Origin of the sequence: Delftia sp. RIT313 (genome assembly GCF_000632165.1) — a bacterium.
Classification (GTDB): Bacteria; Pseudomonadota; Gammaproteobacteria; order Burkholderiales; family Burkholderiaceae_C; genus Comamonas; species Comamonas acidovorans.
Map to the genome: position 1 here is coordinate 66,122 of NZ_JFYT01000036.1, position 25,654 is coordinate 91,775.

A 25,654-nucleotide genomic window follows, 5' to 3' on the forward strand; every position below is an offset into this window, starting at 1 on the left:
CCGCAATGGTCCGCTTTCTGACCTGCACGCGCTCAGTCCAGCTTGAGCCGGGAATCCTTCACCACCTTCTGCCATTTGGCGATCTCGGCGCGGCGGAATGTCTCCAGTTCGGCCGGCGTGGAGCCTATGGGCTCGGCGCCTATGCCAGCGAGCCGCTCCACGATGGCGGGTTCGCGCAGCACCTTGGCCAGCACCGTGGACAGCCGGTTCACGATGGCGGGCGGCGTGCCGGCCGGCGCAAAGATGGCGTTCCATTCATAGGTCTCGTAGCCGGGCACGCCCGACTCGGCAATGGTCGGCAGCTCGGGTGCGGCCTTGGAGCGCTCCAGCCCGCCCACGGCCACCGCGCGCAGCTTGCCGGTCTTCACGTGCTGCCAGGCCGAGCCCATGCTGGCAAACATCAGCGGCACCTGGCCCGACATCACATCCATCATGGCCGGGCCGCCGCCCTTGTAGGCCACATGGTGCAGTTGCGTCCTGGCCAGCAGGTTGAACAGCTCGCCCGCCAGGTGCTGGGCCGAGCCCGGGCCTGCGGACGCAAAGTACAGATGCCCGCCCCCCTCGGAGCGGCCGGCCTGGATCAGGTCCTGCACGCTCTTGATGGGCGACGAAGGTGCAACCACCAGCACATTGGGCACGCGCAGCAGCAGCGAGACCGGCGCGAAGGCCTTGAGCGTGTCGAACTGCATGCGCGCGTGGATGGCGGGATTCTGCGCGTGGTTGGAGGCATCGAGCATCAGCGTGTAGCCGTCGGGCTGGGCCTTGGCCACCTGGGCGCCGCCGATCATGCCGCCTGCCCCGCCCCGGTTCTCGATCACCACGGGCTGGCCCAGCTCGGCAGACAGCCTGGGGCCGATCAGGCGCGCCACCACATCGACGGTGCCGCCCGGCGGATAGGTCACGACCAGGGTGACGGGGCGCTCGGGGTAGTTGGCCGCTGTAGCCGCTGCAGCCGCTGCAGCCGCTGCGGCCGGCGCGGCCATGCCGGCAACGGCCGAAAGCAGGCCTGCGGCTGCCCACAGGCTGGCGGTGCGTCTGGACAGGGAATTCATGGTGTGTCTCCTTGGTTTGGCATGTCGTTTTGGAATCGGAACAGCTCGAAGGCGGTGCGGCCCAGCACGGCCTGCAGGGGGCCGGCATCGTCCAGCCAGTCCTGCAGCCAGCGCACGGCCGCCGGATAGCTGGCCTGGCCGGCGTGCTGCGTGTGCGGCCAGTCGCTGCCCCAGAGCAACCGCCCGGCCGTGAAGGCCTGCAGCAATTGCGCGGTGGCCTGCCGGCCCGAGGCGGCGCAGTCGGCGGCGGGCCAGATGCGGTAAGGCGCGGACAGCTTGACCCACACACGGCCGCTGCCGGCCTGCTGCAGCAGATAGCCAAAGCCCGGGTCGCGCACGCCCAGGGCCGGGTCAGGACGCCCGAAGTGGTCAACCACCACGCGGCAGCCGGCCGCTAGCAAGGCGGGCAGCAGGTCCGGCAGGCGCCCGGCCTGCAGGTGCAGCTCCACATGCCAGCCCAGGGCGTTGGCCTGCTCCAGCACGCGGCGCCAGCCGGGCGCATTCAGATCGGGCAAAGGCAAGCCGATCAGGTTCAGGCGCATGCCCACCACGCCGGCATCGGCCATAGCCTGCAGTTGTTCATCGCCCGTGCTCTCATCCACCACGGCCACGCCGCGCAGGCGCTGCGGCTGGGCGCGCAGCGCCTGGAGCAGGTAGCTGTTGTCCGTGCCCAGAAAGCTGGGCTGCACCAGCACGCCATGGGCCAGGCCGTGCGTGTCCAGGTGGTGCAGATAGGTGCCCAGGAGCGCATCCTCGTCGGGCGCATAGCGGCGCGCATCCGGCATGGGCAGGCCACGCTCGAAGACATGGGCATGGGTATCGACGCTGGACGCAATGGCGAACCGGGGCACGGCAGACACGGGAAGAACTCCTTTTGGGTTGCGCCACGCAAGGCGCGGCGCTGGGGGCATGGGGCCGGATTCTAGGAACGGGGGGTATATATTTCCATTCTTCAAAATGGATTTATTCATACCGGATCAATATGGAAACCCGGCATCTGCGCTACTTTCTCGCGGTGGTGGACCAGGGCAGCGTCAGCCGCGCAGCCGACTGGCTGGGCATTGCACAGCCGGCCCTGAGCCAGACCCTGGCCCGCATGGAAAAAGACCTGGGCGTGCAGCTGTTCCAGCGCTCGCGCCAGGGCGCCCTGCCCACGCCGGCCGCCTTGGCCATGCTGGACGATGTGCGCACCAGCGTGGCCCGCATAGATGCCGCCGCCAGCCGCGCGCGCGAGATCGCCAGGGGCAGTGCGGGCCAGTTGACCGTGGGCCTGGTGTCCTCGGCGCTTTTCGGCACCCTGCCCCGCGCCCTGCGCGCGTTGCGGCAGCAGGCGCCCGGCGTGCGCGTCATCCTGCGCGAGATGAGCAATGCCGAGCAGGCCGAGGCCCTGCAGACCGGCGCCATCGACATCGGCCTCATGCACACGCCCGTGGCCGTGGGCGGGCGCATGCGCGAGCGCCAGCTGCTGCGCGAGCGTCTGGTGGCCGCCGTGCCCGATGAATTCCAGATCGGCGAGGACGGCCAGGTCAGCCTGGCCCAGATCGCCGAGGCCGGGCTGGTGATGTACCCGCAGGCGCAATTGCCCGTACTGCATGCCGGCATCCTCGACGCGCTGCGCAAGGCCGGGCACGAGGCCCATGTGGCGCAGGAAGCCAACCGCACCCTCACCGTGCTGGCTTGCGTGGCCGGCGGCTGCGGCGTGGCCCTGCTGCCCAGCTGGATACGCTCCATGGACTTTCGCGGCGTGCGCTTTTGCGAGGTGCGTGACGGCCAGGCCCTGCCCAGCCTGGACCTCAGCGCCATCTGGCCCGCAGGCTCCACGCCCACGCTGGCCGACCTGTTCGCGCACCTGGATCTGGGCGACGACTGAGCTCTCCCTAGCCCGCTGCGACCATGTGCAGCCCGGCACGGCCCGGCACCACCGAGCGCGGCCCGGCGCCCGTGCAAGAAGCGGGATGCGCGTCCGCCTGCGCCGCACTACAAACCGCTTTCCCTTATTCACGGAAAGAAAAGGTGCGAGATGCAGCCATCGCCACAGCAACTTCACGGAAAAGTCGCCCTCATCACGGGCGCCAGCTCAGGCATAGGCCGCGAAGCCGCCAGGCTGTTTGCCCGCCACGGCGCCAGGCTGGTCCTCACGGCCCGCCGCCAGGCGCAACTGCAGGCCCTGGTGGCGGAGATAGAGCAGGACGGCGGCCAGGCCATCGCGCTGGCCGGCGACGTGCGGGACGAGCCGCTGGCACAGGCCCTGGTCGAGACCGCCACGGAGCGCTTTGGCGGCCTGGACATCGCCTTCAACAATGCAGGCATGACCGGCGATCCCTGCGCCCTCCCCGATCTCTCGCTGCAGGCCTGGCAGGACGCCATCGCCACCAACCTCACCAGTGCCTTTCTGGGCGCCAAGCACCAGATACCGGCCCTGCTGGCACGCGGTGGCGGCTCGCTGATCTTCACGTCCACCTTCGTGGGCCATACGGCGGGCCTGCCCGGCATGGGCGCCTATGCCGCCAGCAAGGCCGGCCTCGTCGGCCTCACCCAGGTCATCGCCGCCGAATACGGCCCCCGCGGCCTGCGCGCCAACGCCCTGCTGCCCGGGGGCACCGACACTCCCATGGGCCGCGCCAGCACCCCCACGCCCGAGGCGCGCGCCTTCGTCGAAAACCTGCACGCGCTCAAGCGCCTCGCCACGCCTGCAGAAATCGCGGCGGCGGCGCTGTTTCTGGCGTCGGACGCATCCAGCTTCATCACGGGGACGGCCATGGTGGTCGATGGTGGCGTGTCCATCAACCGGACTTGAACGAGATCCCTGGCCGGCATGCCCAGGCCAGGGGCCGCAGCGCCTGGACCGCATCTGTCCCCGTCCTGGCCATGCCTGCCCGTGCAACTTCAGGGCCGTCGCTGCAATGGCGGTCCGGCTTGATTTACTGCTCCAGCTGCCGGGCGTGGATGTTTTGCGGATCGCCTGCGCCGGCCTTTTCAGGAGGATAGGAAGGAATGGATTCATCCCCAGGCAATGCGCCGTGCGAGGCATGCTCGAAGAAGAAGTAGAGGCCTTGGTGCTGCATTCATCGCGGGACAAGGTCGCAATCGCTTTCGTTGTATTGAGCGCAGCAGTCCCCGCTGCGATAGCCGCGCGTGAGTTTCTTTCGCAGCGGATGGCCATAGACGCCCAATACCTGCTCGATGATGACGGGCACGGTCTGGTTCTGGAAGATGCGAAAGTCGCTCTTGCGCGTGGCCAGCCACAGCCAGGGGCTCAGGCGGGCCTTGCAGGCGTAGCCGCGGTGGACCTGACCCTGCATACCCAAACGGGTGACGATGCCGTCGATGTAGCGCATTGCGCCGCCCTGGATTTGTATTTCTAGGGTGGTGCTTTACCCAATAGGGCCTTGGCGAAGATGCTTTCGCTGAGCATTTCCCAATCGAGGCTGAAAGGCTGGCTGATTTTTTTCCGGCCGCGCAATTCGCAAAAATGCACTTCATGGCCCAATCGCCTGTGGATCGCGACTCGGAATGTCATTGCGCAAACCACCCTGGGCGCCAGTTCCGGGGCGGCGTCCTTTCCCCTTTCAAGGGAACGGATCATGGACAAACGAAGCGCATTGAGGCAATCTACCCGCATTGGCAATACACTGTCCATGTAAGTAATTGCATCTAACCTTGGGCCAGCACCACCTCCTGCAGCCCTGACGGTAAGCACCCCACACACTCTCATTTCAAGCACTCTTCAATCAATAGATCAATTACATCCCATTACAGCATTGTTGACGGCTATGACATTTAACCAGCGCATAAGGTCCATCGAATGCTCACCACATATACTCGCGAAAACTGGCAGGAATGGAGCGTCTGGTGTCTGTCAAATGGAATTTCTTCCCCTTGGGGCAGAGATCCATTGCACACACTGCATCTCCATGCTTGTGGGACCCGCAGGTAAACACAGTGTAAATTTCAGCTGTGAGCGCTCGTGAGCACTGATTAATCGCGTCGAGATTGTTATAGTAAATAACGGAACCACCATGACTAGACACACTCAGCCCATCGTGGAGCGCTTGTTCAGGCCTATGGAACGCTCGACCCGTCAACGCAGCTCGATACGCACGGTCATGGAAGAGGCTGGACGCCCCTTGCTGCCGGCCGAGATCCTCGGCGCAGCGCAGCGCGAGGTGCCAGCCATCGGGCTGGCCACGGTGTACCGCAACATCAAGCAGCTGATGGAAGCGGGCGAAGTGCAGGCCGTGGACCTGCCCGGCGAGGCCACGCGCTACGAACTCAGCGGCCGCGCCCACCACCACCATTTCCGCTGCATGAGCTGCAACCGCGTGTTCAACGTGCCCGGCTGTCCGGGCGACATGCAGCGCATCGCCCCCGAAGGCTTTGTGGTGGAGCGCCATGAGATGACGCTGTACGGCGTCTGCAGCGACTGCCACCAGAACGTGCAATAACAGGGAGCCGCCCGCCTCAGGCTCCGCCTCGGGCCCACGGATCCAAGAAGATGACAGCCATGGTGCAGGCCCCGCCTGAACCATGGCTGTTTCCTTTTTCACCCGCCCTTTGCCTCAGCGCCTGCCCGGCCGCACGCGGCCTGCGGCAACACCGCCGGCCAGCAAGGCCAGCGCAGCCACCAACCACAGCATTGCCGTCTGCCCCCAGGCCTGCCGCGCAGGCCGCGGGCTGGCCGTGAAGACGGGCTGGGCTGCAAAATCCTGCGCACCGAATGTGCGGTCCTCAAACAGGTAGGGATAGAGGAAGGCGCGCAGGCGTGCGTGAAAGGCGGCGATGTCGTCCTGATAGGCCAGTTGCGCCAGCAGGTCGGTGCCAGCCTGGCGGTGCAGCGCAGCCTGCACGCCCACGCCGGGCAGCAGCCAGCCCAGGCGCCCGGTCCAGGCCTGGCGTGCCTGCAGGCCGGCGCGGTAGGCGGCGAACTGGGATGCGACACTTTCGTCGCCGAGCTGCTGGAAGGCGTAGTACCACTTCCAGTGAAAGCCTGCCGGCAGCGGCGCGGTGTCGCGCCATTCGGGGTGGTTGCGGAAAAAGCGCTCCATGGTCTGCTCGCGCGGCAGGTCCCAGGCGCCATGCACGGTCTGGCGCTGAGCCAGCATCAGCTCCACGCCCTGGCTCACGGGGATGGCGCGCGAGAGTGCGGCATTGGCCAGCGTGGGCAGCACCAGGGTCAGCACGGCCCAGCAGCCCATGAGGGCCATGGCATTGGCGACCGAGCTGCCGCCCAGCGCGGCAACCACCAGGCACAGGCCGCTCCAGAAAACCACATAGGCCGTGGCGGACAGCAGCACCGTGGCAAGGGCACCCGCCGCTGCCCCGCCGGCCAGTGCGCCTGCCAGGGCAGGCAGCGCCACGCAGACCAGCACCAGCACGGAACGCAGTCCCGCGCGGCGCAGCCACAGCCGCCGCCCGGTGCCAGGCATGGCCTGCAGCATGCCCAGGCGGCCCGATTCGCGCTCGCCCGAGATCAGGTCGTAGAGCAGCGCGATCAGGAACAGCGGCACCAGGTAGACCAGCACAAAGGCGAAGTCGAAGCGGCCCGCCAGCGCCAGCTCCGGGTTGAAGCTTTCGCCTTCATGCAGCTGTGCCTGCAGCGCCAGCGCGCGCACGCGCAGCACATAGGGCGCGGCATCGCGCAGGCCCAGGGCCAGAAAGGCCGTGGACGATGGCGCATCCCAGGTGGCGTGAAAGCCGTAATAGGCCACCGAGCCTGCGTCGCCGGACTGGGCATGCCGGCTTGCCTGGGCCGCCATGTCCTGCTGCTGCAGTTGCGCAAGGCGGTCCAGGGTCAGGCGTTGCGAAGCGATCTCGCGCAGGCCCGACAGCACGGCCAGCGTGGACAGCAGCAACAGCAAGGCCAGGGCGCACAGCGCCAGGCGCGAGCGCGTCAGAAGACGCCATTCATGCAGGAGCCAGCTCATCGCGCCACCCTCCCCAGCCGTTGCGTGGCCAGCAGCAAGGCCACCGTCAATACAGCCAGCCATGCCAGCAGCACATAGGCGGCAGGCGCCGCGCGGCGCAGGGCCGCCAGCGGTGGATCGGGCTCGTGGTGGAAATCGGAGACGCCGCGCCAGTGCTCGTGGCCGATGCGGTTGTCGCGGCTCGATCGGTCGCCCGCATAGCTGAGCTTGTCCACCTGCAGGCGGTTGAGGGCCTGCACCATGCGGTAGCGATGCTGCTCGGCCTGCTCCAGAAAGCGCCGGTAGCCTTGCAGGTCGGTCCCGGCCACGGCCATGGACAGGCGGCGCAGCGCGATCACGGGGCTGATCAGGGCAAATGCGTCAGCCCGGCGCAACTGCTCGGCCTGCAGATCGAAGCTGGCCTCGGCATGGCGCCTGAAGAGTTCACTCGTCAGCCGCTCGCCTTCCATGCCGACCAGGCCCTTGTAGTTGACGGGCAGGTCCTCGACGCGCGAGACACCGTACTGCGCCAGCACCCTGGCGCGGAAAGCGGCGAAATAGGGATCGTCGGGATTGTGGCTGTCGCCCAGCGCCGCCAGCTCGCGCGCGGTGGCGATGTCGGTCTCGAAGCGCGTGGGTAGCGCCAGGGCAGATCCCACCAGCTCCGGCACCAGACGGGGCAGCAGCACCACGGCGACGGCCCAGGCCGCCAGCAGGGCCAGCAAGGCATCGCGCCCGCGCCGCATGACGGCCGAGACAGCGACGATGCCCACCGCCCAGAGCATCAGCCACAGCACATGGCCTGCCGCCAGCGTGGCCACCAGGCTGATGGGCGCCGGCGTGGCCACGGCCATCCAGGCCAGGGCCAGCAGGGCCGGCAGCAGCACCAGGGCCGCCACGCCCGCCAGCGCCAGCAGCTTGCCAGCCACGAACTGCCGCGTGCCCACGCCCTGGGCCAGCAGCACGCGCAGGGTGCCGGCCTCGCGCTCGCGTGCAATGCAGGCATGGCCCATGAAGATCAGCAGCAGCGGCGCCAGCACCTGCAGCACAAAGGCCGGCGTGAGCTGGCCGAACCGCAGCAGCAGCGAGGACTGGCGCACATCACCGAAGTTGGCGCTGTTCTGGCGGTGGCCCTCCAGAAACAGCGTGTGGCCGGTGTAGGCGTCGATGCCCGCATCAAAGGCCGCCAGCGGATTGAGCGGGCGGAACACGAAGTGGCCGTAATGCACCATGCGGTGCGGATGGCGGTCGGGCTGGGCTTCGAACTCGCTGTCCACCTGGGACTGGTGGCGCTCGCGCTGGGCCTGGGCCGCGCTGCGCTGGTCCCAGGCGGTGAAGGCGGCAGCGGCGCTGAGCAGCAGCCACAGCGCCATCCCCAGCACGGCCACGCGGTCGCGCAGCAGCAGGCGCCATTCCTCGCGCGCAATGGTCCAGGCCGCGCTCATGCCGCCGCTCCCTGCGTGTCGGCTTCAATGTGCGTGTCCGTGCCCGTGTGCGTGTCCGTGCCCACCCCTGCATAGTGGCGGTGCAGTGCGCGCACATCGAAGCGCTCCTCGCCGCTGGCCGCCACTTCCTCGACCAGGCGCCCGCCTGCGATGAAGCCCATGCGGTCGGCCACGTCGGCGGCCCCCAGCAGGTCGTGCGTGACCATGAGAATGGCCACGCCCTGGCCGCGCAACTGCATGAGCAGTCGGCTGAACTCGGCCGTGGCCTGCGGGTCCAGGCCCGAGGTGGGTTCGTCCAGCAGCAGCGCCGGCACCCTGCGCGCCAGCGCCAGCGCAATCGCCACTTTCTGGCGCATGCCCTTGGAAAAGCCGGAGACGCGCCGGTCGTGCGCAGCGGCGTCCAGCCCTGCGGCAGACAGCGCCTCGCCGATGGCACCGGCCGCGGCCGGCTGGCCCGCCAGCTCCAGCAGGTAGGCCACGTTCTCGCGCGCACTCAGGTGCTCGTACAGCGCCACGTTCTCGGGGATATAGGCGATCAGGGCACGCGCCTGCGCAGGCGCCGTCACCGGGTCCACGCCCTGAACGCGTACCTGTCCGCTGCGCGGCCGCACAAAGCCCAGCAGCAGGCTCAGCGTGGTGGTCTTGCCCGCGCCGTTGGCGCCCAGCAGCGCATAGATCTCGCCCGCATGCACCGCCAGGTCCAGGCCCTGGAGGATGGTGCGCTCGCCGTAGTCCACCACGGCGCCCAGCGCTTGGAGCACGGGCGTGGAGGCAGAAGTGGGGTTGGAAGAAACAGGAAGGGATGGATGCATGGCGGGGCTCAGAACTTTGCTTGAAGGCCTACGGTGACGGTGCGGGCCGTGCCCGGCGTCACCCACAGCCGGCTGTACGAGCTGGTGTAGTAGGTCTTGTCGAAGAGGTTGTCCACGTCCAGCGTCAGGCGCAGCGTGGGGCTGATGCGCCAGTAGGCAACCAGCTTGGCCGTGGTGTAGCTGGGCAGCTCGAAGGCGGCCTTGCCGGCATCGGCCTCGGCCTGCGTGCGGGCCTGGCCCAGGCGCTTGCCCATGTGGGTGACGCCGCCGCCGATGCCGTAGCGCTGGCCGTTGGAGAAGGCGTTTTCATAGACGGCCAGCACGCTGCCGTTGACCTTGGGCACGTTGAGCAGGCGCCCGCCCACCTCCAGCGTGTTGTCGCGCGAGATCTCCACATCGTTGAGCACCAGGCTGGCGTTCAGGCGCCAGCGCTGCGTGACCTGGCCGGCGAAGTCGAATTCCAGGCCCCGGCTGCGGATCTCGCCGGCCGAGACCGAGTAGCCGGCGTTGCCCGGGTCGGCCGTCAGCACATTGCGCTTGCGGATGTCGAACAGCGCAGCCGTGGCACCCATGCGCTGGTCGGCGCTTTCCCACTTGGCGCCCAGCTCCATGGAACGGCCGGATTCGGGGCTGAAGCCCGCACCGGCCACATCGATGCCCACGTTGGGCCGGAACGAGCGGCCCGCGTTGGCATAGAAGGTCCATTGCGGCACCGGCAGCCAGCTCAGGCCCAGGCGCGGCGAGGTCGAGGTCGGGTCCTGCTGCGTGGTCGCCCCCGTGCGGCGGTTGTGCAGCAACTGGTCGTAGCGGTCCATGCGCAGGCCGGCCACCACGCGCCATTGGGGCGAGAGCTTGATGGCGTCCTGCAGGTAGAACGCCGTGTTGCGCTGCCGCTCGAAGGTGTCGGTATTGGCCGTGGGCACGGGGCGCGCGCCGCCGTAGATGGGGTTGTAGATGTTGATGGCGTAGGGATTGGCCGCCGTCGGGTTGGCGCGCAGCATCAGCGTGTCCATCTCGAAGCGAAAGCTCTCCAGGCCCAGCAGCAGCTCGTGTTCGACGGCGCCCGTTTTCACCGTGCCCTGCAGCTCGGCCTGCACGGCGATATCGTCGGACTGGTAGTCGCGAAAGCGCCGCTGGCGCGTGAGGTCGCCATTGGCCAGCAGCGCGTGGGGTTCGGTGGAAAAGCCGTTGATCGAGGTTTCGCGATAGGACAGGCCCAGGCGGCTGCGCCACTGCGCGTTCCACTCATGCGAGAGGATGAACTGGTGGGTGCGGTTTTCCACCGTCACATCGCCGTCGCCCGGCTCGCCCAGGAAGCGGCTGCGCGAGATGGCGCCCAGCCGGTCGCCCACGGCCACCACGCCGCGGTCCAGCGGCGTCTTGTGGCGCAGCAGCTCGCCCGAGTATTCCAGCACCGTATCGCGCCCCAGCTTCCAGGTGAAGGCCGGTGCGATCACCTGGCGGCTGGCGCCCACGAAATCGCGGAAGCTGTCGCGGTCCTCCACGGCGATGTTGAGCCGGTAGGCAAAGTTCTCGCCCACCGGTCCCGTGGTGTCCAGCGCGCCACGCCGCAGGCCGTAGCTGCCTGCATAGGCTTCCACGGAATGCGAAGGCGTCCACAGCGGGCGCTTGGAGACCACGTTCAGCGTGCCGCCCGGCTCGCTGCTGCCGTAGAGCGCAGCAGCCGTGCCCTTGAGGAACTCGATGCGCTCCACGCCGGCCAGGTCACGTGGCGCATTGAAGCCGCGCCCCGAGGAAAAACCGTTGAACAGGGTGGCCATGCCCACGTTCTGGTCGCCGGGCAGGCCGCGGATGACGATGTTGTCCCACAGCCCGCCAAAGTTGTTCTGGCGCGAGACGCCGCCCACGTAGTCCAGCACGTCGTCAAGCTTGGTGGCGCCCAGGTCGTCCATGGCCTGGCGCGTGATCACGCGCACCGACTGCGGCAGCTCGCGCAGCGGCAGGTCGGTCTTGGCGCCTGCCGCCTCGTCGGTGTGATAGGCGCCCGAGGCCGTTCGGCCCACGACTTCCACGGCAGGCAGTAGCGCCTGCTCCTGCGGGGAAGCGGCCGCGGCGGGGCCGGGGCCAGGGCCGGAGGACGGATCCTGGCCTTGGGCCAGCGCGGGCATGGACAGGAAGGCGGCAGCGCTCAGGGCAAGCGGCAGCGGGCGAAAGCGGGGAAGCGGCTTCGCGGGGAAGAAGAAGAAGGCAGTCATGTTGAAAACGGGCACAGGCGCATGCCGCCGGCATCCACAGCCGGCGCGCGCAAACACGGACATGCCGCCAGCACCAATGGGCGCTGGCGGCAGAGAAGGAGAAAAGTGCTTGCGGGTTCAGCGCGGCGGGTCGCGCGATGCAAAGGCCCAGCGGTTCTGCGAGGGAATGGCGCCGCCCACGGTGCGCGGCGGCACCCTCTCGGGCGGCGCGGCCACGGCCAGCGGCAGGCCGAAGTGCGGCAGCCAGGCCGCCGCATGCGGTGCATGGCCCATGCACCATGCGCAGACGGCTTCGGCGGCTTCGACGACTTCAGCCTTTTCGCCAGCCTGGCCGCGTTGGCCGGCCTGGCCGGTCAGCGCATCATCTTCGCAGCCGTTGAGGCCTACAAAAGCCTGTGCAGGCCCGGCCACCGCCTGCCGGATATGCGTTGCGCCGTGCAGGGGCATGCCAATGGCCGTGTTGAAGAACACGGCCAGCAATAGCAGGCGCAAAACAAGCAGACGCATAAGACGGCGATCTTACTATTGACAGTTAAATATCATTAACAACCCGCCGCCATTTTCTGCATAGGGCCGGGACAGCAGCGCGGGAATATGCCACCGGCATGTGACAGGCCGATTGGCGATTTTCAGCCTTGCGCCTATTTATCTGCCGGTCCCACGCCCCGGAAGAACATGTCGCAGATCTGGTCCGCCACCTTCTCCAGCGAGCCCTTGCGGGGGTTGAACCAGGACTGTATGGAGTTGATGCTGCCCAGGATCATGATGCGCGCCAGGTGGATGTCGGCGTCGGCCCGCAGGCGGCCTTCGGCACGCAGGTCTTCCAGCAGGCCGCTCCAGAATTTCTGGTGGCGCTCGCGGCGCTTGATCTGGCGCTCGCGCACCTTGTCGGGCAACTGGCCCAGCAGCCGGCCGTGGGCCAGGGCGAAGTCGCCATGCTTTACCAGCCCCGCCATCTGGCCCAGCACGGCTGCGCGAAAGCGCTGCTCGGCCGTGGCGTCGGCGCCCAGCGCGGCAAGGCGCTCCTGCTGTTGGCTGATGATGCGGTTGCCGCCCTGCTCCATGACCTCGTCCACCAGTTCCTCCTTGGAGGCGAAGTGGTAGTAGATGCTGGCGGCCTCGATCCCGGACTGCTCGGCAATGTTGCGCATGGTGGTGGCAGAGTAGCCCTGCTCACCGAAGGTACGGGCGGCCAGCTTGAGAAGGGTCTCGCGGGTCTCGTTGCCGTCGTGGGCGCTGGTCTGCCTTCTTGCCATGTCTGCCAGGTGGTGGATCGTTGTAGTGCGGCGATCCTAACAGGCTGTTGGTAGCGCGCCAATCAAGCGTTCGGTGCCTGCCGCCCGCCGACTGCCGCATGGCCGGGCCGCGAAATCCGTTTCAAGAATCACCCTTGAAACAACTGCAGGCTGCAATGGCTCCGGCAATCGGGAAGCCGATGCGCTTGTCCTGTATCGACAGAAGGTGCCGCCATTCACCATTCGAAAAATCGGTCTTTGACAATAAAAAAAACCTATCCTGCAAATCGATTATTCAAATGAAACCACAGGCATCAATCAATGCATTGAATAATTCGATCAAATCACATGTAATATATTTTATAAATCGCTTTTATGATTTGATTGATAAAATGCAAATGTTGATTGTTTTCCATACCCAAGGCGGAACTTTCGCGGCCAACGCTGCGCACTCCCCTGAAAAAGTCATGACAGCACGTCGTCTCCAGAGGAGGAAGCGCCAACCACAGTGCTCTGCAAATGTAACAACGGCACAACAGCTTTTGTAAAGTGCCGGTTATCCAGATTGCCCTGGATATAATGCGGATCGCCTTGGAATATGCCCGGGCATGAGAAGAAGCGCCCTACCCTCCATAGAGCGCCAACATCATCAGTATTTGTACTTACGGTGAGTTCTTCATCCCCACTGCACATGCACCAGAATTGACCATTCTGCAAAGAGTCCTGGGTCCAGGCTCTTGCTGCGCAGTTTTCACACAAATAGCCGCACTTAGAAATTCTTCCATCAAGATGACTACATACCAAGAGCTGATTGCCCAGAAAAAATTGCTCGACCAGCAAATCGACGACGCCCGCAAGCTGGAGTCCAAAGCGGCCCTGGCATCGGTGCAGGAGCTGGTCCGTGAGTTCGGCTTCACGGCACAACAGGTCTTCCCCTGGAAGCCCGATGGCAAAAAGAGCGCTCCCGCCAAATACCAGGACCCCGAGTCCGGCAAGACCTGGACCGGCCGCGGCAAGCCGCCGAACTGGATCCTGGGCAAGGACCGCACCCTGTTCGAAATCAAGTGAGTCCCTGCCGCGCATGTGCCCGCCCGCTGGGCGGCACACATGCGCGGGCATTGCCCGGTTGGCGCGCGGATGGCGCACGGAGGGACATCAGGCCGGCACCACCGCCGTGACCTCGATCTCCACCTTGGCCCGGTCTTCCACCAGATCCGCCACCTCCACCGCCGTCATGGCCGGGAAATGCCGCCCGATCAGTTCGCGGTAGTGCTTTCCAATGGCCGGATAGGCAGCCACGTATTCCTGCTTGTCGGTCACATACCAGGTCATGCGCACGATGTGCTCGGGCCTGGCGCCGCCTTCGGCGAGGATGGCGACGATATTGGCCAGCGCCTGCCGCACCTGTTCCGCAAAGTCGTCCGACTCGAATTGCTGCTGGCCGTTCCAGCCAATCTGGCCGCCGACGAACACCAGCCGGGAGCCGACCGTCATCTCGGTCAGGATGCCATTGGCATAGCCTCGGGGCGCCAGCCAGTCCGGGGGTTGCAGAGTCTTCATTGCTTCATCCTGTTCTCGTTGAATCCATAAAATCGTCCTGCGGCACCAGATAGGCCTGCAGGCGCTCGCGCAGATCGGCCGGCAGTGGCGTGGCCTTCATGCTGCGCAAATCCATGGTGACGATGGTCATGCGCGCAGACAGCCGGCGTTGGCCATCCGGCCCCTCGAAACGCACATCGAACTGGAACGATGCCCCGCCGATGCGGCGCACCTCCAATACCTGGCGCAGCGTGTCGTGCCAGCGGCTGGGCGCCGTGAAATCGCATTGCACCGACACCGTGGGCGTGCCCACCTGGCGCTGTACATGCAGGGTGTGGAATGGCAGGCCCATTCCCCTGTCGAACCATTCCTCGACCAGGTCGTTGACCATCTCGAAATAGCGCGGGTAAAAGACGATGCCGGCCGGATCGCAATGGCGAAACAGCACCTGCACCTGGCTGACGAAGGCGGAGGCCATGGCGCGCGCTCACGGCATCTTGCGCAGCACGAATCGCTGCAGCTTGCCGGTCTCGGTGCGCGGCAGGGCCGGCACGAAGACAATGGCGCGCGGGTACTTGTAGGGCGCAATGCTGGCCTTGACGAAGGCCTGCAGCGTGGCGGCCATGTCGTCGCCGGCCGCAAAGCCGGGCTTGAGCACCACAAAGGCCTTGACCACCTGGCCGCGCTCGTCGTCTGCCGCGCCGATCACGCCGCATTCGGCCACGGCCTCGTGGCGCAGCAGCGCATCCTCCACCTCGGGGCCGGCGATGTTGTAGCCGGCCGAGATGATCATGTCGTCATTGCGCGCCTGATAGAACAGATAGCCGTCGGCGTCGCGCACAAAGGTGTCGCCGGGCAGGTTCCAGCCGTTTTGCACAAAGCGCTTCTGACGCTCGTCGGCAAGATACCGGCAGCCGGTCGGCCCCTTGATGGCCAGGCGGCCGGGCGTGCCGTCGGGCACGGGCTGCATGTCGTCGTCCACCACCTGGGCCACATAGCCGGGCACGACCTTGCCGATGGCGCCCGCGCGCACCTCCTCGGGCGGGCTGGACACGAAGACGTGGATGAGCTCGGTGCCGCCGATGCCGTCGATCATCTCGATGCCCGTGGCCTGCTTCCACAGCTGGCGCGTGGCGTCCGGCAGGGCCTCGCCCGCCGACACGCTTTTCCTGAGCGACGAAAGATCGAAGCGCGCTGCCTGCGCCGCCATCTGCCGGTAGAAGGTGGGCGCGGTGAAGACGATGGTGGCGCGGAAATCCTGCACCAGCTGCAGCAGGCCCTCGGGCGTGAGCTTTTCGGCCAGCACGGTGCTGGCGCCCACGCGCAGCGGAAAGCACAGCAGCCCGCCCAGGCCAAAGGTGAAGGCCAGCGGCGGCGTGCCGCAGAAGATGTCGTCCGGGCCCGGCCGGATCACATGGCGCGGGAACAGGTCGCACATGGCCAGCACGTCGCGGTGGAAATGCATGCAGCCCTTGGGCGCGCCCGTGGTGCCGCTGGTGAAGGCGATCAGGCAGACATCGTCTGCCGCCGTATCGCAGCAGGCGAAGGTGTCGGGCTTGGCTGCGGCCAGGGCGTCCAGCGCGTCGGCTGCGCCGTCGTTGAAATACAGCACGCGCGAAAGGTCCGGGCAATGGTGTTCATGGCCGGGCTGCAGGCACAGCTGCACCTCGTCCTTGAGGCGCACATCGCACAGCACGGCCTGCACCTGGGCCTTGGCGATGATCTGCTGCAGCTCCTTGGCACGCAGCAGCGGCATGGTGGGCACCGTCACCAGCCCGGCCTTGATGGCGGCCAGCCAGGACGCGGCCATCATGGCGTTGTTGGGGCCGCGCAGCAGCAGCCGGTTGCCGGGCACCAGCTGCAGGTCTTCCACCAGCACATGGGCGATGCGGTTGGTCAGCGCCTGCAGTTCGGCATAGGTCATGGCGGCCTGGTCCGCGCCCTGCCTCCAGCGCAGGGCCACGCGGCCGCCCTGGCCGCGCGCCACCATGGCATCGACCAGTTCGGCCGCGCAGTTCAGGCGTTCGGGATAGGCCACGTCCGGCCCGTCGAGCAGGAACTCGGGCCATTGGTCGGGCGGCGGCAGGTTGTCCCGGGCGAAAGTATCGATGTGGGCGGAGGCTTGCATGCGATGTTCCCTGGCTTTGCGTTGAATGGGCAGCCTGCCGCTCAGGCCTTGAGCAGCTCGCGCGCGATGATGAGTTTCTGCACCTCGGTCGCGCCCTCGTAGATGCGCAGCGCGCGGATCTCGCGGTACAGCGTCTCCACCGGCATGCCCGAGACAACGCCCGCCCCGCCGAACATCTGCAGCGCGCGGTCGATCACGGCCTGGGCCGATTCAGTGGCCGTCATCTTGGCCATGGCCGCCTCGCGCGTGGTGCGCGTCTTCTTCACATCGCGCATCCAGGCGGCGCGGTAGGTCAGCAGGGCCGATGCGTCGATGGCAGTGTCCATGTCGCCCAGCGCCGCCTGGGTCAGCTGCAGGTCGCCCAGGGTCTGGCCGAACATGCGGCGCGACTTGGCGCGTGCCAGGCCTTCGTCCAGCGCGCGGCGCGCAAAGCCCAGTGCGGCGGCGGCCACCGAGGCGCGGAAGATGTCCAGCGTCATCATGGCCAGCTTGAAGCCCTGCCCGGGCTCGCCCAGGCGCTGTGACACGGGTATGCGGCAGTTGTCGAAACGGATGGTGGCCAGCGGGTGCGGCGCGATCAGCTCGATGCGCTCGCCGATCGAAAAGCCCGGCGTGTCCGCATCGACCACGAAGGCGCTGATGCCGCGCGCCCCAGGCGCCTCGCCCGTGCGGGCGAACACGCAGTAGAAGTCGGCAATGCCGCCGTTGGAGATCCAGGTCTTGGCGCCATTGAGCACATAGTGGTCGCCTTCGAGCCGCGCCTCGCAGGCCATGGCGGCCACGTCGGAGCCGGCATCGGGCTCGGACAGCGCAAAGGCCGCAATGGCCTCGCCGCGCGCCACGCGCGGCAGGTAGCGCTGGCGCAGCGCATCCGACCCCATGAGCGATATCGCACCGCTGCCCAGGCCCTGCATGGCAAAGGCGAAGTCGGCCAGGCCTTCATGGCGGGCCAGGGTCTCGCGCAGGATACAGACCGCGCGCGAGTCCACCTCGGGCAAGGCCCCGCCCCAGGCGCCGCCGGGGCCGGACGGCACGGCATAGCGCAGCCAGCCGGCCTGGCCCAGGGCCTTCACCAGTTGGCGGCAGGCCGCATCGGCATCGTGGTGGTCCACATCGCCCAGGGATTGGGCGCACCAGGCATCGGCCTCATGCGCCAGCGTGCGGTGGGCGTCGTCGAAGAAGGGCCAGTCCAGCCAGGAGGAATCACGCATTTTCAGTTTCCTTCAAAGACAGGCTTTTGCTTGGCCACGAAGGCCTCGTAGGCGCGGTGGAAGTCGCGCGTCTGCATGCAGATGGCCTGGGCCTCGGCTTCGGCCTCGATGGCCTCGTCCACGCCCATGTTCCATTCCTGGTGCAGCAGCTTCTTGGTCACGCCATGGGCAAAGGTGGGGCCTGCGGCCAGCTGGGCGGCCAGCGCATGGGCGGCTTCGCCGATCTGTTCGGCGCCATGCAGGGCATTGAAGAAGCCCCAGGCCGCGCCCTCCTCGGCCGTCATGGCGCGGCCCGTGTACAGCAGCTCGGAGGCGCGGCCCTGGCCGATCATGCGCGGCAGCAGCGTGCAGGCGCCCATATCGGCGCCGGCCAGGCCCACGCGGGTGAAGAGAAACGCCGTGCGCGCGGCCGGCGTGCCCAGGCGCATGTCGGCCGCCAGCGCGACCATCGCGCCCGCGCCCGCGCAGATGCCGTCCACGGCCGCCACGATGGGCTGCGGGCAGGCGCGCATGGCCTTGATCAGGTCGCCCGTCATGCGCGTGAAGTCCAGCAGCTCGGGCATGCTCATCTTGGTGAGCGGGCCGATGATCTCGTGCACATCGCCGCCCGAGCAGAAATTGCCGCCCGCACCCGTGACCACCACGGCCTTGATGTCGGTGGCATAGACCAGGGCGCGGAACAGGTCGCGCAGCTCGGCGTAGGAGCCGAAGGTCAGCGGGTTCTTGCGCTCGGGCCGGTTCAGGGTGATGGTGCCGATCTTGCCGTCGGCCGATACCTGCCACACAAAGGTCCTGGCCTCGTAGCCGGCCAGGGGCCGCTTGTGGTGCTTCATGCTGTGTTCTTCGGGCTGGGTGCTCATGGTGTCTCCATCAAGAATTCAGAAAACGGGGGGAGTGGACCGGGTTCAGCCGGTCATCACCTCGCCGCCGTCGACGGCAATGGACTGGCCGTTGACCGAGGCCGATGCCGGCAGGGCCAGCCAGGCCACGGTCTCGGCCACTTCCTCGGGCTGGACCAGGCGGCCCTGCGGGTTGCGTTCGGCCAGCCTGGCGCGGGCCTCATCCGCCGTCATGCCGGTCTTGTCCACGATGTTGGCCACGGCGCCGCGCACGATGTCGGTCTCGGTGTAGCCGGGGCAGACGGCATTCACCGTCACGCCCTTGCCTGCGGTCTCCAGCGCCAGCGAGCGCGTGAGGCCGATCACGCCATGCTTGGCCGCGCAATAGGCGCTGACATAGGCATAGCCGATCAGCCCTGCCGTGCTGGCCACATTGATGATGCGGCCCCAGCGCGCAGCCAGCATGCCCGGCAGCGCGGCCTGCATGCAGTGGAAGGTGCCTGTGAGGTTGACGGCCAGCATCGCCTGCCACAGTGCGGCGTCGGTGCGCTCGAACTTCTGGCTGCTGGCCTGGCCCGCGTTGTTGACCAGCACCTGCACGGGGCCGAAGGCCGCCTCGGCCTGCGCGAAGGCCTGGCGCACCGAGGCCTCGTCGGCAATATCCGCCTGCACGGACTGCACCATCTGTGCTGCCTGTGCCGTGCCGTCCAGCTCGCGCACGGCAGCCTCCAGCGCCGCACCATCGCGTCCCAGCAGCGTGACCCGCGCGCCGCGCGCCAGCAGCGCCCGCGCGCAGGCCAGGCCTATGCCGCGCGCCCCGCCTGTCACCAGGGAATGGCGCCCTTCCAGGGTTTGTGAACTTGGAGTCATTTGAGGTCCAACTGCGCCATGGCGGCGGCGCGTTCGAAGTTGGTTTCCAACTGGCGCTTGCCGGGCTGGTACTGGTTCGGCCAATCCACATCCTGCGCACCGAGTCTCGCAGCCTCGCGCAGCGTCCAGGCGGCATCGGCCAGGTGCGGACGCGCCAGCGCGCACAGGTCGGCCCGGCCCGAAGCGATGATGGCGTTGGCATGGTCGGCCTCGAAGATGGCGCCCACCGCAATGGTCGGTATGCCGGCCTCGTTGCGGACACGGTCGGCAAACGGCGTCTGGTACATGCGGCCGTACACCGGCTTCTGGTCGGGGCTGACCTGGCCCGAGGAGCAGTCGATCATGTCGGCGCCCGCCGCCTTGAAGCGGCGCGCGATCTCCACCGCATCGTCGGGCGTGATGCCGCCCTCCACCCAGTCATGGGCCGAGATGCGCACCGACATGGGCCGGTCCTGCGGCCAGGCTGCGCGCACCGCCTCGAACACCTCCAGCGGAAAGCGCAGGCGGTTGTCCAGGCTGCCGCCATATTCGTCATCGCGCCGGTTGGTCAGCGGCGAGATGAAGCTGGACAGCAGGTAGCCGTGGGCGCAGTGCAGCTCCAGCCAGTCAAAGCCCGCTGCCGCGGCGCGCCGCGTGGCGGCCACGAAGTCCTCGCGCACGCGATCCATGTCGGCGCGGGTCATGGCGGCGGGCACTTGCGAGAGTCCCTCGATATAGGGCAGGGCCGATGCCGACAGCAGCGGCCAGTTGCCCTGCTCCAGCGGATGGTCGATCTTTTGCCAGCCCAGCTGGGTTGATCCCTTGCGCCCCGCATGCCCCAGCTGCACGCCAATGTGTGCACCGCCCTGCGCGTGCACGAAATCGACAATGCGCCCAAAGGCCTGCGCCTGCTCGTCGTTCCACAGCCCGGGGCAGCCGGGCGTGATGCGGGCGTCGGGCGAGGTGCAGGTCATCTCCACCATCACCAGGCCCGCGCCGCCCATGGCGCGCGCGCCCAGGTGCACCAGGTGGAAGTCGCCCGGCACGCCGTCGGTGCAGGAATACATGGCCATGGGCGAGACCACGATGCGGTTCTTCAGCCGCAGGCCGCGCGCCTGGTAGGGCGTGAGCATGGGCATGGGCGGGCGGCGGCCTTCGGGTACGGTCTCGCCCGCATGCTCGGCAATCCAGCGCTCGAAGCCCTGCAGCCAGGCGGCATCGCGCAGGCGCAGGTTCTCGTGCGAGATGCGCTGCGAGCGCGTCAGCAGCGAATAGGCGAACTGCTCCGGCTCCAGGCCCGCATAGCGCTCCACGTTCTCGAACCATTCCGTGGAATTGCGCGCCGCGTTCTGGATCTTGAGCACCTCCACGCTGCGCACCTCCTCGTAGTGGCGCAGGCCGGCCTCGATGCCCCCCGCAGACCGCAGGCTGCGCGCCAGCTCGATCGCATCCTCCAGCGCCAGCTTGGTGCCCGAGCCAATCGAGAAATGCGCCGTGTGCGCCGCATCGCCCATCAGCACCACGGGCACGCTGCGCGGGCCGCGCGGCGTGTCCAGCGCGTTCCAGTGCACCCAGGTATTGCAGATCACGCGCGGAAAGCGGATCCAGATGGCCGAGCCGCGCAGGTGCGTGGCATTGCTGACCAGGGCATGGCCGTCCAGCCAGGGGGCGAACAGCTTTTCGCAATAGGCAATGCCCTCTTCCTGGCTCATCTGCTCTATGCCGGCGGCCTGCCAGGTCTCCTCGGGCGTCTCCACGATGAAGGTGGACATGCCGTCTTCGTAGCGGTAGGCATGGGCCTGGAACCAGCCGTGCTCGGTCTGCACGAAGGCGAAGGTGAAGGCATCGAACACCTTGGTCGTGCCCAGCCACACGAAGCGGCAGCGGCGCTGGTCGATATCGGGCCGAAAGGTATCGGCATAGCGCGTGCGCACCTGGCTGTTGATGCCGTCCGAGGCGATGACCAGGTCGGCGTCGTACTCGCGCGCAATCGCCTGGTCGTCCTGCACGAAGTTCTCGAACACCAGCTTCACGCCCACGTCCTCGCAGCGCGCCTGCAGGATGTTGAGCAGCTTCTTGCGGCCTATGCCGATGAAGCCATGGCCGCTGCTGCGCAGGCTGCGGCCCTTGAAGTGGATGTCGATATCGTCCCAGTGGTTGAAGGCGTCACCAATGGTGCGGGCCGACACGGGATCGGCCTCGCGCAGGTTGTCCATGGTGGCGTCCGAGAACACCACGCCCCAGCCAAAGGTGTCGTAGGGCCGGTTGCGCTCCACCACCGTGACCTCGTTGGCGGGGTCCTGCAGCTTCATCAGCAGGCCGAAGTACAGGCCGGCGGGACCTCCACCGATACAGACGATCTTCATACCGCAAACCCTTTTCTCGCAGGGCGACGGCACAGGACGCCCCAGGTTCAGAATCCAGGCCCAAGAACTTTAAGCCTGAATAGTTTAGGTTTGAAATATATAGACGAAACGCCGGCACGAACCTAGGGAGAACACGCATGAGCCCCTCGACAGCCGCTACGATGCCGGATCGCCAGGAGGATCTCCGTTGGAAAAATACCGGTTCAATGTCTTCGGCCGCATCATCGCCATCGAACGCGCGCAGGCCCAGTGGCGCTGCTTCAACGTCGGCGCCGACGGCAAGCGCGCCCCCGCCCTGCTGGCCATTCCCTGCGATGTCACCCACGCCGAACTGGCGCAGTACCTCTACGACATCTACCACGAGAGCGCAGCCGCATCGGACCAGGACATCTTCGAGATCACCCCCGGCACCACCATCCCCTCACCCAGGAGTTCCTCTTGACCCAGCCAACCGAAGTCCGCGAACTGAGGCCGGGCCTCACCCCCTTCCCCGATGCCGCCGACATCTTCGTGGCCGACCAGCCCTGGCTGGCCGAGCACCTGCTGCCGCTGATCTCCATCGACCTGGGCCTGGTGCGGCCCGAACTGGCCGGCACCGTGGTCCACATGCTGTGCCCCGTCGAGCCCTTCGAGGGCTGCATCGGCGATGAGACCGAAGCCCACCACAACGCCTTCACCGCCCCCAACTGGTTTGCGCTGGAGCTGACGCCCGACAACCGCTACCGCTTCCTGGGCAACGAAGGCTTCTTCCAGCGCGCGCCGCAGCATGGCGGCCAGTTCACCAAGGACGCCTTCGCCTGCGAGCACACCGACGAAATGCTGGCCAGCCACGCCAAGGCCAGTGCCTACTACGCCGAACACGGCCGCCTGGCCAGCTACTCGCGCTACGGCAACGGCGAGCCCATGGAACACGACTACCTGGACAGCCTGGGCGGCGGAATCTGGTACGGCAACTGGACCGGCCACCCGCCCATTCCCCCGGCCTTTCAGCTGGACGAAGCGGAAAACGCCGGCATGGGCGATGAACTGGAAGACGACGGCATCCGCATCACCCGCGACGGCAAGCCCTTCTTCCACGTGGCCAACGTGGCCGGCTACAACTGGTGCGCCACGGGCGCGGACAGCATCCTGCTGTTCTACGAGCCGGAAAGCCGTACGGTGCTGTTCACGTTCGACTGGACCTGAGCCGGCCGAGCAGCGCCGCTCAGACGCGGCCCTGCTCGGGCGTGACGATCAGATGCGCCAGCAGCGGCCGGATGCGATCGTCCTGGTAGTAGCCGCCGTATTCCGTGTAGCGCAGAAAGGCGGCGTTGCAATGGTGGCAGCGCCAAAGCGTGCAGCGGTTGTACGGGTGCCAGCCCAGGGCGATGGGAGCATCCGGCGACCACTGGTTCGTGCCCTCTGGGTGATATTCATCAAGCAATTCTCGTGTCTCCGGCGTGCCAAGCGCCCCAACCTGCTGCAGATGCGAAGTCTTGTCCGCCCCCGACAAGGACTCCCAGCCCGGCCTCCACAGCACAGCGCAGTCCGTGCATCGCTGCTGCTCGGCCGCCGCTGCGGCGAAGGCTCTCAATTCGGGTTCGGGAAGGGGGATCAAAGTTGTCATGGAACGGTGCCTTGGTTTCCATGGATTGTCCGGCAGGTTTGGGGGACGGGCCTGGCAGGGGTTCATATTCCGTGGCAAAGCACTGCATCGGGTGCTGACCCGCCTTCGCATCAAATTACTGGCCCTGGAATCTCAGATGCTCTTTGACCTCTGGTGGTGATGCGCGTGCTGGCAACAGGTGCTGTGCTGGTCTCATATATGGCGGGGGCCCGGCCCTGTTCACCCAGAATGGCCTAGGCACTGAGCGACAGGCCGCAGTCCATGGGTCTGGCGCAGGTGTATTTGATATCTTCTAAATTTCCGAGGATTCTCATCGTTGAGCAACTTATTTTAATTTAATCTTGCCGCTGCGAATTTCCAGCCTCATATTGATATTTAGTAAATTCCTCCAAAACGAAAATATTATCAGAACTTATCAATACACCCATCTCCATCAAATAGCAAGATAATTTAGGGTAGAGAATAATACCACATTCATGAGAATTTATATTCCTTTTCTGTGTCATGGTTTTTGTAACAATGGATTCTTTTTCTTTATTTCTTCTTAAGTCAAGAAGGCTTAACGCATTTAATTCATTATCAACTTCTGATTTGCATAACATTGTTGCAAACCCCAGGTCGTCATCATAATTTAAGTAACTTAATTTGCAAAAATCTGGAATATAAATTTTATAATTATTGATATTAACAATAGAATGTTCGTGAATATTATTATTTTTCGATTTAAATTCAATCAACTGAATACATCCAGAGATAAAAAACATTGTCGAGAGAAATAAAATTGCTGCATGAAGTATTTTCTTGATTTTTTCAGAGTGAAAATCAATCATCGCGTCAGATTTATTTATGGATTGATTTTTCGGCGCTTCGCCGGTTAGCGCTCCGGTTGCATTCATGCCACTTTTATATGCTTCACGCATAGCTTTAATAGCTTCTTTTTCGGATTCCTCCGCTTGACTATTCATTACCTTAAGATCTTGAGCGGATTTAGGACAAGTGGTAGGCGTTAGCACAGCAATACATTTATATAAATCAGCTTTTTTCTGATTGGCTTTTCCATCTCTTGCTATGCATCTGCCATATCTTTCCCAAAATTTGCAGATTTCCTTGCTTTATTAGCTGCATTTGCAGCGGCACCAACACCTTCTTGTCCTCGCAACCCCAGTGAATCTATCCACGAGAGCGGATCTGCTGAGTAGTCATAGTGATTAGTGCCTCCATTCCATCCAATCGGATCCTGATCCACATAACTTTCCACCACCGGATCGCAATACCGATGCCGGTTGTAATACAGCCCCATTTCCCTGTCATGGTGCTGCCCCGGCAGCCGGATCGCCTGGTGGATGCCCCGCGGGTTGTACTCCTGCGCACATTTCCCCAGGGGTCCAATTCCATGGCGCAGATCGTCTTTCCTCTCTGAATCGTTAAGATTTAATTGCTCTGTGTCTCCATAGAGGATTTTTCATTGGCAAATAGCTCTAATAAATCACGAAATAACTTTCGACTTAATTCATCTGATTTATATAGATTAAAATTGAACTCTCTATTCTCTATTCTCTTGACAACGCTGATTAATGAATCATCGTTATTTTTTAGACTGCAAATCAATAACTCTCGCTCCTCTGGAAACTTGCTGTTGGAACATTCGATTTTTAATTTATTTTTCTCAGAAAAAATTTGCAACAATTCGATTAGTTCACGGCTTGTATGTTCTTCTATTCTTAATTTTCTCACATCAACAGCTGATTTTGTTGTGTAAGTGCATGAGGCTAGGGAAAGTAGCCCTAAAAGTATTAGAAACCTCATTATTTGCATACTTCTGCCTTTATTTTCGAATCCAGCTGTTCGAAGCCCATATTGTAGAGCTTCATATTCAAGGTGGCTCTAATTGATCTGGGCATTTGATTCCAGGACCCTTCAGTTGTGATCCCCTCTCCAACTGATTTCACTTGAATCATTCCTTTGTTTTCTACAATTGAACGCTGAACATAGCCATTGCTGAAAATATGGTCGGATTTAGTTACATTATATAATGTCATATCAGTGTCGTACACCATGTGAGAAACCGTCCCTCCATTCATGTTGGCGAAATTTATATTGGTTTCATCTCCATTTGACACTGATTTTGAGTTATCCCACCCTGGCGCTGGATTCTTTTTTAGTGCTTCCCAGGCATTTTCCTTTGTACAAGTAAGGCAAGATTCTTTCTTACATAAATCGGTCACCATCATATATTTATGATAATATCCATCTTTTTGATTGTAAGTATTTTTAAATGGATTTTCATGGGCCTCCAAGCCCAGAGGATCTATATTTCTTGAGGGATTTGTTGTGTATAGAGATATATTCCAACCACCTCTCAAACCAATCGGATCCTGATTGATATAACTCCCCACCACCGGATCGTAATACCGATGCCGGTTGTAATACAGCCCCGTCTCCCTGTCATGGTG

General features: G+C 64.6%; 28 protein-coding genes and 1 pseudogene. 7 read left to right on the forward strand and 22 right to left on the reverse strand.

The window, feature by feature from the left end:
- Positions 1–32 precede the first annotated feature (32 nt).
- Entirely contained in the window at positions 33–1,052 is a 1,020-nt protein-coding gene (locus BW39_RS09165; protein WP_043821253.1) for a tripartite tricarboxylate transporter substrate binding protein, read from the reverse strand.
- Entirely contained in the window at positions 1,049–1,912 is an 864-nt protein-coding gene (locus tag BW39_RS09170; protein WP_043821255.1) for an amidohydrolase family protein, read from the reverse strand. The genes BW39_RS09165 and BW39_RS09170 overlap by 4 nt, the downstream gene beginning before the upstream one ends.
- Before the next feature lie 122 nt (positions 1,913–2,034).
- Between BW39_RS09170 and BW39_RS09175 the strand changes: the two genes are divergently transcribed.
- Positions 2,035–2,922 carry a LysR family transcriptional regulator gene (locus BW39_RS09175; RefSeq protein WP_043821256.1) on the forward strand — a complete coding sequence of 296 codons (888 nt, stop codon included), beginning with the start codon at positions 2,035–2,037 and terminating at the stop codon, positions 2,920–2,922.
- 150 nt (positions 2,923–3,072) lie between these two features.
- Positions 3,073–3,849, forward strand: a complete 777-nt coding sequence (locus tag BW39_RS09180) for an SDR family oxidoreductase (protein WP_043821257.1) — start codon at positions 3,073–3,075, stop codon at positions 3,847–3,849.
- Between the two features lie 124 nt (positions 3,850–3,973).
- Here BW39_RS09180 and BW39_RS31930 read toward each other — a convergent pair whose 3' ends face one another.
- From BW39_RS31930 to BW39_RS31940, 3 genes are read right to left on the reverse strand one after another with little or no spacing between them, the layout of a single operon-like run.
- Positions 3,974–4,117 (reverse strand): hypothetical protein, encoded by a 144-nt coding sequence (locus BW39_RS31930; protein WP_235264183.1) that lies wholly within the window; start codon positions 4,115–4,117, stop codon positions 3,974–3,976.
- Complete coding sequence (locus BW39_RS31935; protein ID WP_043821259.1) at positions 4,118–4,390, reverse strand: phage late control D family protein; 273 nt, start codon at positions 4,388–4,390, stop codon at positions 4,118–4,120. It lies immediately after the preceding gene.
- A 23-nt stretch (positions 4,391–4,413) separates the two neighbouring features.
- A complete protein-coding gene (locus BW39_RS31940; RefSeq protein ID WP_235264184.1) occupies positions 4,414–4,638 on the reverse strand; it encodes a hypothetical protein in 225 nt (74 codons plus the stop codon).
- Between the two features lie 433 nt (positions 4,639–5,071).
- Between BW39_RS31940 and BW39_RS09190 the strand changes: the two genes are divergently transcribed.
- The gene (locus BW39_RS09190) at positions 5,072–5,497 is read left to right on the forward strand and encodes a Fur family transcriptional regulator (RefSeq protein ID WP_012206260.1); all 426 of its coding nucleotides are present in this window, start codon (positions 5,072–5,074) and stop codon (positions 5,495–5,497) included.
- Between the two features lie 114 nt (positions 5,498–5,611).
- On the opposite strand, the gene BW39_RS09195 is transcribed toward BW39_RS09190, so the two are convergent.
- The 6 genes from BW39_RS09195 to BW39_RS09220 form a co-directional block, all read right to left on the reverse strand.
- Positions 5,612–6,976, reverse strand: a complete 1,365-nt coding sequence (locus BW39_RS09195; RefSeq protein WP_043821260.1) for a DUF3526 domain-containing protein — start codon at positions 6,974–6,976, stop codon at positions 5,612–5,614.
- Positions 6,973–8,400, reverse strand: a complete 1,428-nt coding sequence (locus BW39_RS09200) for an ABC transporter permease (protein ID WP_043821262.1) — start codon at positions 8,398–8,400, stop codon at positions 6,973–6,975. Before BW39_RS09200 ends, BW39_RS09195 begins: the two co-directional genes overlap by 4 nt.
- A complete protein-coding gene (locus tag BW39_RS09205; RefSeq protein ID WP_043821264.1) occupies positions 8,397–9,212 on the reverse strand; it encodes an ABC transporter ATP-binding protein in 816 nt (271 codons plus the stop codon). Before BW39_RS09205 ends, BW39_RS09200 begins: the two co-directional genes overlap by 4 nt.
- 8 nt (positions 9,213–9,220) lie before the next feature.
- Complete coding sequence (locus BW39_RS09210) at positions 9,221–11,428, reverse strand: TonB-dependent siderophore receptor (protein WP_043821283.1); 2,208 nt, start codon at positions 11,426–11,428, stop codon at positions 9,221–9,223.
- Between the two features lie 117 nt (positions 11,429–11,545).
- Positions 11,546–11,935 (reverse strand): DUF2946 family protein, encoded by a 390-nt coding sequence (locus BW39_RS09215; RefSeq protein ID WP_043821265.1) that lies wholly within the window; start codon positions 11,933–11,935, stop codon positions 11,546–11,548.
- A gap of 134 nt (positions 11,936–12,069) precedes the next feature.
- Positions 12,070–12,684, reverse strand: a complete 615-nt coding sequence (locus tag BW39_RS09220; RefSeq protein ID WP_012206266.1) for a TetR/AcrR family transcriptional regulator — start codon at positions 12,682–12,684, stop codon at positions 12,070–12,072.
- Between the two features lie 134 nt (positions 12,685–12,818).
- Here BW39_RS09220 and BW39_RS30935 point away from each other — a divergent pair, with 134 nt between their 5' ends.
- Both BW39_RS30935 and BW39_RS09225 read left to right on the forward strand, forming a co-directional pair.
- Positions 12,819–13,211 (forward strand): hypothetical protein, encoded by a 393-nt coding sequence (locus BW39_RS30935; RefSeq protein WP_152547210.1) that lies wholly within the window; start codon positions 12,819–12,821, stop codon positions 13,209–13,211.
- Between the two features lie 241 nt (positions 13,212–13,452).
- A complete protein-coding gene (locus BW39_RS09225; RefSeq protein WP_012206267.1) occupies positions 13,453–13,731 on the forward strand; it encodes an H-NS histone family protein in 279 nt (92 codons plus the stop codon).
- 87 nt (positions 13,732–13,818) lie between these two features.
- Here BW39_RS09225 and BW39_RS09230 read toward each other — a convergent pair whose 3' ends face one another.
- The 7 genes from BW39_RS09230 to BW39_RS09260 are packed head-to-tail and all read right to left on the reverse strand — an operon-like array spanning position 13,819 to position 21,595.
- Positions 13,819–14,223 carry a RidA family protein gene (locus BW39_RS09230; protein ID WP_012206268.1) on the reverse strand — a complete coding sequence of 135 codons (405 nt, stop codon included), beginning with the start codon at positions 14,221–14,223 and terminating at the stop codon, positions 13,819–13,821.
- A 4-nt stretch (positions 14,224–14,227) separates the two neighbouring features.
- The gene (locus BW39_RS09235) at positions 14,228–14,680 is read right to left on the reverse strand and encodes an acyl-CoA thioesterase (RefSeq protein ID WP_043821267.1); all 453 of its coding nucleotides are present in this window, start codon (positions 14,678–14,680) and stop codon (positions 14,228–14,230) included.
- A gap of 9 nt (positions 14,681–14,689) precedes the next feature.
- Positions 14,690–16,330 carry an AMP-binding protein gene (locus BW39_RS09240; protein ID WP_043821269.1) on the reverse strand — a complete coding sequence of 547 codons (1,641 nt, stop codon included), beginning with the start codon at positions 16,328–16,330 and terminating at the stop codon, positions 14,690–14,692.
- Positions 16,331–16,371: 41 nt separating this feature from the next.
- The gene (locus tag BW39_RS09245) at positions 16,372–17,541 is read right to left on the reverse strand and encodes an acyl-CoA dehydrogenase family protein (protein ID WP_013801799.1); all 1,170 of its coding nucleotides are present in this window, start codon (positions 17,539–17,541) and stop codon (positions 16,372–16,374) included.
- 2 nt (positions 17,542–17,543) lie between these two features.
- Positions 17,544–18,401 carry an enoyl-CoA hydratase family protein gene (locus BW39_RS09250; RefSeq protein WP_012206272.1) on the reverse strand — a complete coding sequence of 286 codons (858 nt, stop codon included), beginning with the start codon at positions 18,399–18,401 and terminating at the stop codon, positions 17,544–17,546.
- Positions 18,402–18,446: 45 nt separating this feature from the next.
- A complete protein-coding gene (locus BW39_RS09255) occupies positions 18,447–19,250 on the reverse strand; it encodes an SDR family NAD(P)-dependent oxidoreductase (RefSeq protein WP_043821271.1) in 804 nt (267 codons plus the stop codon).
- Positions 19,247–21,595, reverse strand: a complete 2,349-nt coding sequence (locus tag BW39_RS09260) for a bifunctional salicylyl-CoA 5-hydroxylase/oxidoreductase (RefSeq protein WP_043821273.1) — start codon at positions 21,593–21,595, stop codon at positions 19,247–19,249. The genes BW39_RS09255 and BW39_RS09260 overlap by 4 nt, the downstream gene beginning before the upstream one ends.
- Positions 21,596–21,782: 187 nt before the next feature.
- Here BW39_RS09260 and BW39_RS09265 point away from each other — a divergent pair, with 187 nt between their 5' ends.
- Both BW39_RS09265 and BW39_RS09270 read left to right on the forward strand, forming a co-directional pair.
- Complete coding sequence (locus BW39_RS09265; RefSeq protein WP_017407498.1) at positions 21,783–22,037, forward strand: DUF7661 family protein; 255 nt, start codon at positions 21,783–21,785, stop codon at positions 22,035–22,037.
- Positions 22,034–22,780, forward strand: coding sequence for a hypothetical protein (locus BW39_RS09270; protein WP_043821275.1), 747 nt, complete (start codon positions 22,034–22,036; stop codon positions 22,778–22,780). The genes BW39_RS09265 and BW39_RS09270 overlap by 4 nt, the downstream gene beginning before the upstream one ends.
- Positions 22,781–22,799: 19 nt before the next feature.
- On the opposite strand, the gene BW39_RS09275 is transcribed toward BW39_RS09270, so the two are convergent.
- The 4 genes and pseudogenes from BW39_RS09275 to BW39_RS30245 all read right to left on the reverse strand — a co-directional run.
- A complete protein-coding gene (locus tag BW39_RS09275) occupies positions 22,800–23,201 on the reverse strand; it encodes a hypothetical protein (protein WP_043821277.1) in 402 nt (133 codons plus the stop codon).
- Positions 23,202–23,536: 335 nt separating this feature from the next.
- A complete protein-coding gene (locus tag BW39_RS30940) occupies positions 23,537–24,166 on the reverse strand; it encodes a hypothetical protein (protein WP_152547211.1) in 630 nt (209 codons plus the stop codon).
- Between the two features lie 188 nt (positions 24,167–24,354).
- Positions 24,355–24,629, reverse strand: a pseudogene (locus BW39_RS30945) (RHS repeat-associated core domain-containing protein); the annotation flags it as partial.
- A 377-nt stretch (positions 24,630–25,006) separates the two neighbouring features.
- The coding region (locus BW39_RS30245; RefSeq protein ID WP_161786983.1) for an RHS repeat-associated core domain-containing protein at positions 25,007–25,654 on the reverse strand (648 nt) is incomplete at its 5' end.